Annotated in this window: 13 protein-coding genes and 2 pseudogenes; 8 read left to right on the plus strand and 7 right to left on the minus strand. The window is 57.9% G+C overall.

Going from position 1 to position 12,982, the window contains the following annotated elements:
• The first annotated feature begins 189 nt into the window (after positions 1-189).
• Positions 190-1,008 carry a shikimate 5-dehydrogenase gene (locus KHO07_RS09295; protein WP_212627008.1) on the plus strand — a complete coding sequence of 273 codons (819 nt, stop codon included), beginning with the start codon at positions 190-192 and terminating at the stop codon, positions 1,006-1,008.
• A gap of 168 nt (positions 1,009-1,176) precedes the next feature.
• Here KHO07_RS09295 and KHO07_RS09300 read toward each other — a convergent pair whose 3' ends face one another.
• Entirely contained in the window at positions 1,177-1,824 is a 648-nt protein-coding gene (locus KHO07_RS09300) for a DUF480 domain-containing protein (RefSeq protein WP_212627009.1), read from the minus strand.
• 206 nt (positions 1,825-2,030) lie between these two features.
• Between KHO07_RS09300 and KHO07_RS09305 the strand changes: the two genes are divergently transcribed.
• Positions 2,031-2,540 (plus strand): DUF1993 domain-containing protein, encoded by a 510-nt coding sequence (locus KHO07_RS09305; protein WP_212627010.1) that lies wholly within the window; start codon positions 2,031-2,033, stop codon positions 2,538-2,540.
• Positions 2,541-2,551: 11 nt separating this feature from the next.
• On the opposite strand, the pseudogene KHO07_RS09310 reads toward KHO07_RS09305, so the two are convergent.
• Together KHO07_RS09310 and sstT are read right to left on the minus strand one after the other, a co-directional pair.
• Positions 2,552-3,802, minus strand: a pseudogene (locus KHO07_RS09310) (IS3 family transposase).
• 166 nt (positions 3,803-3,968) lie between these two features.
• Entirely contained in the window at positions 3,969-5,201 is a 1,233-nt protein-coding gene (gene sstT, locus KHO07_RS09315) for a serine/threonine transporter SstT (protein WP_212627011.1), read from the minus strand.
• Between the two features lie 406 nt (positions 5,202-5,607).
• Between sstT and KHO07_RS09320 the strand changes: the two genes are divergently transcribed.
• A complete protein-coding gene (locus tag KHO07_RS09320; RefSeq protein ID WP_150736261.1) occupies positions 5,608-6,768 on the plus strand; it encodes an MFS transporter in 1,161 nt (386 codons plus the stop codon).
• On the opposite strand, the gene nhaR is transcribed toward KHO07_RS09320, so the two are convergent.
• Positions 6,755-7,654, minus strand: a complete 900-nt coding sequence (gene nhaR / locus KHO07_RS09325; RefSeq protein WP_150736262.1) for a transcriptional activator NhaR — start codon at positions 7,652-7,654, stop codon at positions 6,755-6,757. The two genes, KHO07_RS09320 and nhaR, sit on opposite strands and share 14 nt — an antisense overlap.
• Before the next feature lie 135 nt (positions 7,655-7,789).
• On the opposite strand from nhaR, the gene KHO07_RS09330 reads away from it, so the two are divergent.
• Together KHO07_RS09330 and KHO07_RS09335 are read left to right on the plus strand one after the other, a co-directional pair.
• The gene (locus tag KHO07_RS09330) at positions 7,790-8,032 is read left to right on the plus strand and encodes a hypothetical protein (protein WP_212627012.1); all 243 of its coding nucleotides are present in this window, start codon (positions 7,790-7,792) and stop codon (positions 8,030-8,032) included.
• 29 nt (positions 8,033-8,061) lie between these two features.
• Positions 8,062-8,811 carry a TerC family protein gene (locus KHO07_RS09335; RefSeq protein WP_150736263.1) on the plus strand — a complete coding sequence of 250 codons (750 nt, stop codon included), beginning with the start codon at positions 8,062-8,064 and terminating at the stop codon, positions 8,809-8,811.
• A gap of 78 nt (positions 8,812-8,889) precedes the next feature.
• Here the strand turns inward: KHO07_RS09335 and KHO07_RS09340 are convergent, their stop codons facing one another.
• Positions 8,890-9,060: a hypothetical protein gene (locus KHO07_RS09340; protein ID WP_212627013.1), complete on the minus strand. Its 171-nt coding sequence runs from the start codon at positions 9,058-9,060 to the stop codon at positions 8,890-8,892.
• Between the two features lie 167 nt (positions 9,061-9,227).
• Between KHO07_RS09340 and KHO07_RS09345 the strand changes: the two are divergent.
• The 3 genes and pseudogenes from KHO07_RS09345 to KHO07_RS09355 all read left to right on the plus strand — a co-directional run bounded on the left by KHO07_RS09345 (position 9,228) and on the right by KHO07_RS09355 (position 10,485).
• A pseudogene (locus KHO07_RS09345) lies at positions 9,228-9,955 on the plus strand (peptidase C39 family protein).
• Between the two features lie 90 nt (positions 9,956-10,045).
• Complete coding sequence (locus KHO07_RS09350) at positions 10,046-10,252, plus strand: DUF6021 family protein (protein WP_150736265.1); 207 nt, start codon at positions 10,046-10,048, stop codon at positions 10,250-10,252.
• A 17-nt stretch (positions 10,253-10,269) separates the two neighbouring features.
• Entirely contained in the window at positions 10,270-10,485 is a 216-nt protein-coding gene (locus KHO07_RS09355) for a hypothetical protein (protein ID WP_150736266.1), read from the plus strand.
• A gap of 236 nt (positions 10,486-10,721) precedes the next feature.
• Here the strand turns inward: KHO07_RS09355 and pbpG are convergent, their stop codons facing one another.
• Both pbpG and folD read right to left on the minus strand, forming a co-directional pair.
• A complete protein-coding gene (gene pbpG, locus KHO07_RS09360) occupies positions 10,722-11,660 on the minus strand; it encodes a D-alanyl-D-alanine endopeptidase (protein ID WP_212627014.1) in 939 nt (312 codons plus the stop codon).
• A 237-nt stretch (positions 11,661-11,897) separates the two neighbouring features.
• Positions 11,898-12,752 carry a bifunctional methylenetetrahydrofolate dehydrogenase/methenyltetrahydrofolate cyclohydrolase FolD gene (gene folD / locus KHO07_RS09365; RefSeq protein WP_150736268.1) on the minus strand — a complete coding sequence of 285 codons (855 nt, stop codon included), beginning with the start codon at positions 12,750-12,752 and terminating at the stop codon, positions 11,898-11,900.
• Positions 12,753-12,982 lie beyond the last annotated feature (230 nt).

Below are 12,982 nucleotides of genomic sequence, written 5' to 3' on the forward strand. Positions count from 1 at the left end.
TGTCGCGGGGATACTTCTAAGACAGCGTTTTTTTGAAAATCAGCACAGCCGCTGGGTAAATTTTGTGTAAGGTCTGTACCGGTTTGCTGACGGTCGTTGGTGCCGTCGGCAAGTACGCGAATATCATCGAACAGAACACATGGGCTGGCTAATCCCGTCCATCTGAAAGTGCGTTAGAAGGAGATTTACATGCAGATGAACCCCAATCGAGACACCCAGTTGTGCATGTCGCTCTCCGGGCGCCCCGGCAACTTTGGCTTGCGATTTCACAATCATCTGTATGAGCAATTGGGGCTGAATTTTTACTACAAGGCGTTCAGCAGCCAGGACCTGCCCGGCGCTGTGGGCGGGATCCGTGCACTGGGCATTCGCGGGTGTGGGGTGTCCATGCCATTCAAGGAAGCCTGCATTGCTCTGGTCGATGAAATGGACGCCTCCGCCGCCGCCATTCAGTCGATCAACACCATCGTCAATACCGACGGCCATCTCAAGGCTTACAACACGGACTACATTGCCGTTGCACAACTGTTGGAAACCCACGCAGTGCCCAAGGACACGTCATTTGCCTTGCGTGGCAGCGGTGGCATGGCCAAGGCAGTCGCCAGCGCCTTGCGTGACGGTGGCTACAAAAACGGACTGATCGTGGCCCGTAATGAGCGCGCGGGCCGGGCTTTGGCCGAATCCCTGGGCTATGAATGGCAAGCGGAGCTGGGTACCCAGCGTCCACAGATGCTGGTCAACGTGACGCCGGTGGGCATGGATGGCGGGCCTGAGGCCGGGCAGTTGGCGTTCGAGGCCAATGTGGTCAAGGCAGCAGACATCGTCTTCGATGTGGTGGCGATTCCGTCGGAAACACCGCTGATCGTGATGGGGCGTGCCGAAGGCAAGAAAGTCATTACCGGACTGGAGGTGATTGCGATCCAGGCGCTGGAGCAGTTTGTGCTTTATACCGGTGTGCGACCGACCAGCGAGCAGTTTCAGAAAGCGGTGGCGTTTGCCCGGGGTTGATTGCTTCGAGTCTTGTATGGGCGGTGCAGTCCGCCATCGCGAGCAAGTTCGCTCCCACAGGATTTTGTGTTGTTCTCAAATGCCATGAACTTACGCGATCCACTGTGGGGGCGAGCCTGCTCGCGATGACGGCAGTACATCCCGCATTAATATGACTGACGAGCCACTTTACTCAAGCCGCGCCAACCGCTCTTCCAGCGCCGCAATCCGCGCCTCCAGCTCTTCCATCCGCTCAACCGAAACCCCGTTGGCAGCCCCGCGTTCCGACGGATTCTGCCGCGCCGCAAGAATCGCCTCGATATCCGCCGGGTCACCCAACGCATGGGTATAACGATCCTCACGCTGCCCTGCCTGACGCGGAATCAACACTGCCAGCCCGCGTGCAATCAAGCGTTCCAGCTGATGCACCACCTGTTCGGCATCTTCGAACTCATGCATGCGGCCGCTGCGGGTCAGCAATTCGTTGACCGTCTGCGGGCCGCGCAAAAACATCAGCCCGGTCAGAATCACCTGCGCCGGCACCAGTTCCAAAGCCTTGTCGACCTTGTGCTCCCAGCGGTCGGCGCGACTGCCCATCACCAGTTTGGTAAAACCTCGTCCCTCAAGGGCGCGCAGGCTCTGCCCGACCTGACCTGGCGTCAGGTTCATCACCGGTTCGCGGCTGGTTTTCTGGTTGCAGGCGATCACCAGGGCATTGAGCGTCAGCGGATAGGTTTCCGGGCTGGTGGCCTGCTTCTCGATCAACGAACCCAGAATGCGGATTTCCGTGCTGTTGAGCCGTGGCTCGTCGAACGTTGTTTCTTGCTCAGTGCTCACAGTGGCTGGAACCTCGCTAACAGTTGAACTGGAAAATAGTGGGCTAATAAAACCTCGTTCACGCAGGTTAGTCGAGCATTGCTGTGTTGCCGCGCTTCAATCCTGGCGGCGAAGGTTTACGGCGGCTGAAAAAGACCAGTTTCGGAAGGGCAACGCGCGGCTATAATCGGCCCACGTTTTCCTCCTGTCACCACACGAGACCTGTCATGACCATTTCCCTGTACGACGCTTCGGTTCCTGTTTTCAAGCAAATGCTCAACGCCCTGAGCGATGTGCTGAACAAGGCCGAAGCCCACGCCACTGCGAAAAACATCGACCCGAACGCCTTCCTGCAAGCCCGTCTGTACCCGAACATGTTCCCACTGGTGCGTCAGGTGCAGATCGCCGTTGATTTCGCCAAGGGCGTTTCTTCGCGTCTGGCTGAAGTTGAAGTGCCGAAGTACGAAGACACCGAAACCACTTTCGCCGAGCTGCAAGCACTGATCGCCAAGGTTCTGGCCTACATCGGCGAGTTCACGCCTGAGCAGATCAACGGCAAGGAAGGCATCGAGATCGTCACCCGTCCTGGCACCCCTAAAGAGAAGCGCTTCTCCGGCCAGGCTTACCTGCTGACCTACGGCCTGCCGCAGTTCTTCTTCCACGTCACCACCACTTACGCACTGTTGCGCCACAACGGCGTTGAAGTGGGCAAGCGCGATTACATGGGCGCGTTCTAAACCGCCCATGTCTAGTCCTGAAATAGGTTTACACCTGTTTCACCCTAACGCCCGATGCACCGCATCGGGCGTTTTGTATTTTAAAGAGAGGTGCGGCCGCTCCTGGTTGTAGATCGTGACGGCCTCTCGCACCATCTGTGTGGCCTGCGCAAAATCCGCAGGTCGGTGGATCAAGAACTCTGTTTTCAAGATACCGTTGACCCGCTCTGCCAAGGCGTTTTGGTAGCAGTCGTAGCCGTCGGTCATCGAGCAAATGATGCCATGCTTTGCGTGCACTTCTTGATAAAGGGCCGAGCAGTACTGGGCGCCTCGATCCGAGTGATGGACGAGTTTCTGAACGCTTCGACGTCGCTTCAAAGCCATTCGAAAGGCTTGCACCACGGAGTTGGTGTGCAGACTTTCATGCACGTGATAACCGACTATTTTTCTCGAAAAGACATCCGTCACTAAACTCAAATAGGCAACGCCATCACGGGTAGGCAGGTACGTGATATCGGCAACCCAGACCTGTTCTGGGCCGGTAGCGACTATTTGTTCCGGGCTTGGTTTGAGCAGATTGGGGTGTCGGCGGAAGCGATGATGGCTGTCGGTCGTCTTGTGGTACGCCCGTTTTCTGCGGACCAATTGGCGGCTTTCCCGCAAAACCGCGAACAAACGATCCCGGCCAACATGGAGCTCCTGTTGCTCACGCTGCTCATGCATCATCGAATGCAGCTTCCGAGTGCCGATGCACGGTTGGCGAGCACGGATCTTCTCTACAAACGTTATGAGCTGCTGATCCTGGTCGGCCCGAGCTCTGTAGACCCGGTTGCGTTTGTAATAGGCCTGACGGCTTATTCCCATAAATTGGCAAGCCCTGCTGACACTCAGGGTTTGGGTTTGCGCAACGACTTGCCGGGTCGCTTTTTTACGACAGATACGCCGTAGTCATTTTTCAGAACATCGACTACGGCTTCAAAGAATTGGGCTTTCTGAGTTGCCAGCGCCAGTTGTTCCTCGAGTTCTTTGATTCTTTGCTCGGGAGTCAGGGGCAAGGTTGGCTCGTCCATAGGTCTGATCCTCTGGGAGCGAATGGAGGCGCCTTGGCTCCAGTCCTGGCGACCATGTTTGCGTAACCAAACCAACACCGTCGACCGACCCTGAATCCCGTAGCGCCGCTGAGCCTCTTTATAACTCAACTCGCCTTTTTCGACCTGGTCGACAACCGATAATTTAAAAGCCAGTGTGTAATCACGCTGACTGCGCTTTGTGCCCGTATCCATTGCACCTTCCTGAAAAGAAGTCAGAAGGTGTAAACCTTATTCAGGACGGGACACCAGCCACAAAAAAGCCCCGGAGCCTTGGGCTGCGGGGGCTTTTTCATGTGTACGTATTTATCAGCTGAACCACGAACCCCGTGTGAGCAGCTAGCTCCCACAGGAATTTGTGTCAGGCCAGGCGTTCTGCTTTTTCTTCTTCACCCAGGCAAGCCGCCGCTGTAAACAGCACATCGGTGGAGGAGTTGAGCGCCGTCTCCGCCGAATCCTGCAACACCCCGATAATGAAACCAACCGCCACCACCTGCATGGCGATTTCGCTCGGGATGCCGAACAGGCTGCACGCCAGTGGAATCAACAGCAGCGAACCACCGGCCACACCCGAAGCACCGCAGGCGCAGATCGCCGCAACGACGCTCAGCAGAATGGCGGTCGGCAAGTCCACGGCAATCCCCAAAGTATGCACCGCCGCCAACGTCAGCACGGTGATGGTGATCGCAGCGCCAGCCATGTTGATGGTCGCGCCCAGCGGGATCGATACCGAGTAGGTGTCTTCATGCAGACCCAGACGCTTGCTCAATTCCAGGTTGACCGGAATGTTTGCCGCCGAGCTACGGGTGAAGAACGCCGTGATGCCGCTCTCGCGCAGGCACATCAGTACCAACGGGTACGGATTGCGGCGCAGCTTCCAGAACACGATCAGCGGGTTCATCACCAGCGCCACGAACAACATGCAACCGAGCAGTACGGCCAGCAGGTGGGCGTAGCCGATCAGTGCGCCGAAACCGGAAGTGGCCAGGGTCGAAGCCACCAGGCCGAAGATACCCAGTGGGGCGAAGCGAATCACCACTCGCACGATCACCGTCACGCCGTTGGACAGGTCGCCCAGCACTTCTCGGGTGGTGTTGCCCGCATGGCGGATGGCGATGCCCATGCCGATGGCCCAGGCCAGAATGCCGATGAAGTTGGCGTTCATCAGCGCACTGACCGGGTTATCAACCACGCTCAGCAGCAGGCTTTGCAACACTTCGCCAATCCCGCCCGGTGCAGTCACCGCAACGTCCTGAGTCGACAGCACCAGGCTGGACGGGAACATCATGCTGGCAACCACCGCGACCACGGCAGCGGCGAAGGTCCCCAGCAGATACAGGAACAGTATCGGCCGGATGTGGGTTTCCTGACCGTGCTTGTGGTTGGCAATGGACGCCATGACCAGCACGAACACCAGAATCGGCGCGACGGCCTTCAGCGCCGAGACAAACACTTTGCCGATGAACGCGGTGGACTTCGCCGCTTCAGGCGCAACGAGAGCCAGGGCAATACCGGCGATCAGGCCGATCACGATCTGTGTGACCAGGCTCAGGCGTTTAAGGCGTTGCAATGGAGAAGGGGATGAAGCAGTCATAAAACGGCATCTCTGATTTTTTATAAGTTCGAGGTTTCACCGCAGTGGCAGCAACAAGCAGGGCAGGCCGCAGGCGGGAAACCGGGAGGGGCAGCATGGGGCATGCCAGCGCTGATCCCTGTGGCGAGGGAGCTTGCTCCCGCTGGGCAGCGAAGCGGCCCCACCCAATGGGCCTGCTGTGCACTCCAGCGGGAGCAAGCTCCCTCGCCACAAGGGGCGCGGACTTTATCACAGCGTAGGCGCAATCTTTCAGACCTGTGACGAACTGCCACCCTGGCATTCAACGCGAATTGCAGGTTCGTGCAACCTCACCCGGAAACACTCTGCTAAGATTCGCCATCCTCATTTTCAAATTGCCAGTGGGCCTTCGGGCTAGCGCTGGTGTTTTCGTTTTCTGGAGTTTTGCATGCTGTTTCCCATCCTTCTGTTGTCTGCCGCCGGTTTTACGGTGCTGACCACGGAATTCGTCATCGTCGGCCTGTTGCCTGCCATCGCCCGTGATCTTGAGGTCAGCATCCCGCAAGCGGGTTTGCTGGTGACCCTGTTCGCCTTCACCGTTGCCGCGTTCGGGCCGTTCCTCACCGCGTACTTCGCCCGCTTCGAGCGGCGCAAGCTGTTTATCTCGGTGTTGATCATGTTTGGTCTGGCCAACACCCTGGCGGCACTGGCGCCAAACATCTGGGTGATGGCGTTCGCGCGGCTGATTCCGGCGCTGGGCTTGCCCGTGTTCTGGGCGCTGGCCAGTGAAACGGCGGTCGATATCGTCGGGCCGGATTACGCGGGCCGAGCCATCGCCAAGATCGGCTTCGGCATTGTCTGCGCCACCGTGTTCGGCATTCCGGTGGGTACGTTGATTTCTGATGCGTTCGGCTGGCGCAGTGCATTTGCGATTCTGGCGGTTATCGCGTTTGCCAAGGCGTTGCTGCTGTTTATCTACCTGCCGAAAACCAATCTGCACCAGCATCAGGTCAGCTTTCGTTCGCAGTTCAAGATCCTGCGCAGCCCATTGATGATCGGCCACGTGTTGCTATCGGTGATTGTGTTCAGCGGCATGTTTACCGCTTACACCTATCTGGCGGACATCCTTGAACGCCTGGCCGGGTTCAACGGCACAGTCGTCGGCTGGTGCCTGATGGGCTTCGGCGCGGTCGGCTTGATCGGCAACTCGTTGGGTGGTCGCGCGGTGGACCGTCATCCGCTGATGGCGTCGATGATGTTCTGCGCCTTCATGATCGCCGGCCTGGTGGCGCTGGTGCCGAACATTCATTCGCCGGTCGGTCTGGCGGCGGCGATGGGTATCTGGGGGGTGACTCAGGCGGCGATGTTCCTGGTCAGTCATGTGCGTTTAATGAAAGCTGCGCCTGAAGCACCGGCGTTCGCTGCGTCGCTGAACATTGCCGGGGCCAACCTCGGGATTGGCCTCGGTGCCATGATCGGCGGTCGGGTGATCGACAGCGTTGGCCTGCAAGGCTTGGGTTTTGCGGCAGCCGCTTTCATTCTGGCCTCGATCCTGTTGGCCATCGCACTGATGACCTTCAAGCCGCGCGAAGAGGTCACAGCGCTGTAAACAACTCGCGTCGGGCACCTTCGGTAATGGCGACAATGCCTGGGTGCTTGACCTTGCGTTCCACGGAAATGGCGTAGAACGATTCGCTCACCGCGTCGGTCTGGCCAATGACTTCTACGCCACATTGGCGTTTCACTTCGTCGGCAATCACGCTCGGGCCAATGAAAATCCCGCTACCGGATTGGCCGAAGGCCTGCATCAAGGCGCTGTCGTCGAACTCACCGACAATCTGCGGTTGAACCTGCTGCTCGGCAAACCAACGCTGTAGACGGCTGCGCACCACGGTTTCCGGACCCGGAATCAGCAGCGGTGCGCCATGCAGGTTGCGGGGAAAGTCCTGGCCATATTTCGCCACCAGCTCCGGGGTGGCAAAAAAACTGATTCCGCATTCACCGAGTTTCTGGCTGTAGCCCTTGATGTCCAGGTGCGACGGCATCGGGCTGTCGGAGATCACCAGGTCCAGGCGCTGGATGGCGAGGTCCGCCAGCAGGCGCTCGAGCTTGTCTTCGCGACAGGTGATGCGCAGCGGTTCGCTCAGTTCCATGGTCGGCGCAATCAGCCGATAGACGATGGATTTGGGCACCACATCGGCCACGCCGACCCGGAACAGAATCTGCTGCTCATTGGGCTGTGCCCGCAGCATCAGTTCCAGTTCACCGCCCAGCTGAAACATCTGTTCGGCATAGGGCAGGGTCTGCCGTCCGGCTTCTGTCAGTTCAAGCTGTCGACCCACCCGGCGAAACAATTCGATTCCGTAGGTTTGTTCGAGCAGCGAAATCTGCCCGCTGATGGTCTGTGGCGTCAGGTTCAGCTGCTCGCAGGCACGCACGATGCTGCCGGTCTTGGCCACCACCCAGAAGTAGTGCAGTTGTCGATAGTTGAGCATGTTGATCTACAGTTCGTAAAAATCGAAGTATAGCCGGTAAAAATACGAATTTTCCTGAAGTGTCTGTCTCCCTAGAATGCGTCGCTATCAACGGGCCATCGTTTCGGTCCCGTTCGTTCTATTGAGGGAGGCAACATGAAAATTAAAGCCACGGCGCTGGTGATCACATCTTTACTGGTATTGGCCGGTTGCGATCAAGCTGAGAAAAGCGCTCAACAATTGATGGGTAAAGCCGCCGAAAGCGCAAAACAAGCTATCGACGAGACCCATAAAGCCGCCGAGCAGGCACTCAGCGACGCCACTGGCGGGCTGATCAGCAAAAAAGAATCATCGGAAAAAGACTCGGAAAAATCCGAATCTTCCTCCCAGGAAATCTAAACCGTCTTACAGCGAGTCAGGACTGACCCATGGAATACCTTTTACAGCTTGCCGCCAGCCCCACTGCGTGGGTAGCCCTGGCCACCCTGGTGGTGATGGAAATCGTGCTCGGCATCGATAACCTGATCTTCATCTCGATCCTGACCAACAAACTGCCCGAGCAGCATCGGCAGAAAGCGCGGCGCATTGGTATCGGCATGGCGCTGATCCTGCGCTTGGGTCTGCTCAGCACCATCGCGTTCATTGTCCAGCTGACCGCGCCGGTGATCGAGATTCTCGGCCATGCGTTCTCGTGGAAAGACATGATCCTGATTGCCGGTGGCCTGTTCCTGTTGTGGAAGGCCACGACCGAGATCCATCACAGCATGGACCCTGCGCCGGAAGATCCGAAATCGGCGACCTCGACCGTGACCCTGGGCTTTGCCGCGGCCATTGGTCAGATCCTGATGCTGGACATGGTGTTCTCCATCGACAGCATCATTACCGCTGTCGGCATGACCGAGCATTTGCCGATCATGATCATTGCGGTGGTGGTGTCGGTACTGGTGATGTTGTTGGCGGCTGACCCGTTGGCCAAGTTCATCAACGACAACCCGACGGTGGTCATGCTGGCGCTGGGCTTCCTGATCATGATCGGCATGACGCTGATCGCCGAAGGCTTCGGCGCCCATGTACCGAAAGGTTACGTGTATGCCGCCATGGCATTCTCGGCTGGTATTGAGGTGTTGAACATGATGTCGCGCCGTGCGAAGCAGAAGCGGGTAGCCGCCGAAGCTTAACCGTCGATAAACGATGCGGCCGCCTGAACTCGAAAGAGTCCAGGCGGCCGTTTTTGTTTGAGCGCTGAAAGGCGTCAGTCAGTGGGCGGTAACGTGGCGCGCGGCGGTTTTGTCGGTTTTCACCATGGGTGCTGGCTGGTTCGGGTGGTGATGGTGCCGGCGGGTCACGCGCAGAACGCCCCATAACATGGCGGAGGCGACAGCCAGCCAGCCGCTAATCAACATCACGATCGTCATAGTCAGGCTCATCGATGCCTCCTCTTTGCCCTGCAGCGGGCAGACACGCTATGCAAGTGACAGTCTAGCCGCTGTCGTGTTTCAAGCTATTGACCGAAGGTCGACTGTCATCAACCAGTTCGCTCTATGCAAACCACTCAACTACCGGTTAAGGCTATACCGGCGCCCCGTGGCGTCCTATGATCGACGACCAAGCCGGGAGCGGATTGCCCGGCGTCTGAACAAGAGAGTGATGATGGTGCGGGTAATTTCTCGAATTCTTTCAGTGGCAGTTATCGTGGGATGCGTCGCCGGCCTGGCTGGCTGCGCGGGGAGCGTGTCGCCGCAAATCAAGCGTCTGCCGGAAAGGGTGGAGCTCAGTGGGCGCTTCTATAAAGGCGTGGCCAACCAAAGCGGGCCGCAGGTACTGGCAAGCATGCTGTCCCAGCAAGGCATCGTGATTACACCAGGGCTGCTCGATAAGCCATTGCGTTTGCCGGGCGCCGAAGCCCAGCTGCAACAAAACATGCAAAACCTCGCGCGTGAGTACGGGATGATGGTCTATCCACTGGACAGCAATTTGCCAGCCTTACTGACGCAGGTGGCGGCGGGTTATCCGGTCATGGTGCGATTTACCGAAGGCTCGGCGCTTTGGTCGGAACCGCGTTATGCCATCCTCACGGGTTACAACCGGCAGAAGCAGACCGTGTTGCTGCGTGCCGGCATGGATCAACGATTGCTGATGAGCTTCAGCTCGTTCGAATCGGCATTCAAGGATGCCGGTGGCTGGGCAGTGTTGATTCAGGCGCCGACGCAGATTCCCGCCGAAGTCGATCAGCAGCGCTGGCTCAAGGCGGCTAACGATCTCGCCCAGGCCGGCCAGGAGCAAGCGGCAGCGAAAGCCAAAAAAGCCTTGGGCGCCCACTAAGCCCGTTCGTCATCTGCCGGGCACCCCGGCGTATCGGCGTCCTCTGACGTTCAAGGCCCGCACTTTTCGGGCCGCGATCAGGAGGCGTTCATGGCACATTCCAATACCCCCGCCGGCCCGCATTCGTCTGAGCATTCGTCTGGCGATGATCTGGGATTCGACCCCGATTCTCCTGACGTTGCCGACCCTCAGGTCGACCCCATTGGGCCGGCCAAGGCGCCGAAAGACGTGAAGCCGGGCGATAACCCCAAGGCTCCTTCGAAACCCTACGATCCGCTGGGTGACCTCAAACCCTAGGCCTGATGGAGGTACGCATGTCTACCGATTCGAGTTTCAATGATAAACGTCCGGAAACCGTTCCCACTACACCGCAAGACGACATCGACCCGGTGCTCGATCCGGACAGCCCGATGCGCGATCCATTGGCGCGGCCGACGGTGGCGCCAACCGAGCATCCTCAGGGCTGGCGAGATCCCAGTAAAGGCGATGGCATACCGGATGACGACCAGATGCCACTGCCGAACGATTAATCGCTGACGAAAAAAAGCCCCGAATGTTCGCAATGCTGTTCAGATAAGAGATAGAGCGAGCAATCAGTAACCTGTGGCGAGGGAGCTTGCTCCCGCTGGACTGCGTAGCAGTCCCATTTTGGGGGCGCTTCGCTCCCCAGCGGGAGCAAGCTCCCTCGCCACAGGTACAGTGTTCGTCCTTAAATGAACAGCATTACCCGAATGTTCGGGGCTTTTGCTTGCTGTTGCAGGCGGATCTATTTCGAGGCTTCAACGAGGCCGCTCTGACGTTGCTTGAGGTTCTTATCGGCTTTGTATTGCAGGGCAACCGAAGGCACGTCCGCGCTCTTGCCGCTCTCAACCCAATTACGCATGCGGGTGGCATCGGCAAAATGGGTGTACTTGCCATAGGCGTCGAGGATTACCAGGGCCACCGACCGATTACCCATACGGGTCACCAGCACCAGGCAATGGCCTGCCGCATTGGTGAAACCGGTTTTTGTCAGCTGAATGTCCCAATCCGGCTTGCGGACCAAATGGTCGGTGTTGCGGAAGCCCAGACTGTAGACGGGTTTGCGGAACGTAACGGTTTTTTCCTTGGTCGTGCTCAGCTCGGTCAACAGCGGGTACTTGTGCGCGGCAATCAACAGTTTGCTCAAGTCACGGGCGGTCGAAACGTTGCGCGCCGAGAGGCCCGTGGGCTCGACGAAATGGGTATTGGTCATGCCCAGTGCCCGGGCCTTGGCGTTCATCGCCGCAATGAACGCGGCGTAGCCACCCGGATAGTGGTGGGCGAGGCTCGCGGCGGCGCGGTTCTCCGATGACATCAGGGCAATCAGCAGCATTTCGCGGCGTGGCAATTCGCTTTTTAGTTTCACCCGGGAATACACACCTTTCATTTCCGGTGTGTCACTGATGTTGATGTTGATGTATTCGTCCATGTTTTGCCGGGCTTCAACGACCACCAGGCCAGTCATCAATTTGCTGACCGAAGCAATGGGGACGACGACGTCCGGGTTGCTGGCATAGATGACTTTGTTGGTCTGCATATCCAGCAGTAAAGAACTGCCGGAAGCGAGCTTGAGTCTCGAAGTATCTCGAGGCGCTGCGGTAGTTTCGCCAGCGCTGGCGATTGGCGTGATGAAAGTCCCTGTAACTGCAAACAATAAGCTCAGGATGGAAAGACGGATTTTCACGCTGGCAGACTCATAAAGTGTTGATAAGCCGTTTTGTAACGGGCTATTTCTTAAAAAGCGCGACATTCTGGAGTATGGCTGAATAACTGTCGATGGTTGATCAAGTCACCGGAGAAAGTCCTGGAAAACATGAAAAAAAAGTCATTTTCCGGCGGATGGTCGCGGTTTGTTCCGGACAAAAAGAACCCCGCCATGGGCGGGGTTCCTTGAGTCGCTTTTTACCGCTGCATGGAATACTCAGCCATGCAGGGTTTCGGCGGCGTACAGCGTGTTTTCCAGCAGGCAGGCGCGGGTCATCGGGCCAACTCCACCCGGCACCGGCGTGATCCAGCCAGCGCGGGGCAGGGCGGTTTCGTAGATCACGTCGCCGACCAGCTTGCCGTCTTCCTGACGGTTGATGCCGACGTCGATCACGATCGCGCCTTCCTTGATCCACTCACCCTTGACCAGGCCCGGCTTGCCAGCGGCAACGACGACCAGATCGGCACGACCGACGTGGCCCGCCAGATCCTTGGTGAAACGGTGGGTGACGGTCACGGTGCAACCGGCCAGCAGCAACTCCATCGCCATCGGGCGGCCAACGATGTTGGATGCACCGACCACCACGGCATTCATTCCATACAGATCGGCACCGGTGCTTTCCAGCAGGGTCATGATGCCTTTCGGCGTGCAGGGACGCAGCAGCGGAATGCGCTGGGCCAGGCGGCCGACGTTATAAGGGTGGAAGCCGTCGACGTCTTTGTCAGGGCGAATGCGCTCCAGCAACTTGGACGCGTCCAGGTGTTCAGGGAGAGGAAGCTGCAACAGAACGCCATCAATGGCGGGATCGTCATTCAGGCGATCGATCAGATCGGCCAGCGCTTCTTGAGTGGTTTCGGAAGGCAGGTCGTAGGCTTGGGAAAGGAAGCCGACCTCTTCACAGTCTTTACGCTTGTGCGAGACATAAACCTGAGAGGCAGGATCGCTGCCGACCAGGATCACCGCGAGACCCGGCGTGCGCAGACCTTGCTGGCGACGCTCGGTGACGCGTTGGGCGATCTGCTGGCGCAGGCTGGCGGCGATCGATTTGCCGTCGATTAGTTGTGCAGTCATTGCGCGTGATTAACCATCGAGAGGGGAAAAAAAGAGAACGCATTCTCGCATGTCATGCGGTGAGGGCAAAGGCGCTTGGTCTGCAAATTCCTCTAACCCCTTTAATTAAATGAATTTTTTTTAAAAAGGATTTGACGACCTCCGGGGGGCTCTATACTATTCGTCGCACTTGTCGGGCACAGCCTAGCACTGGTTAAGAAGGTCGAGCGGAATCAACGTTCTGCAAGGCT

The organism is Pseudomonas sp. PP3 (assembly GCF_905336995.1).
In the GTDB taxonomy this organism is placed as follows: Bacteria; Pseudomonadota; Gammaproteobacteria; order Pseudomonadales; family Pseudomonadaceae; genus Aquipseudomonas; species Aquipseudomonas reinekei.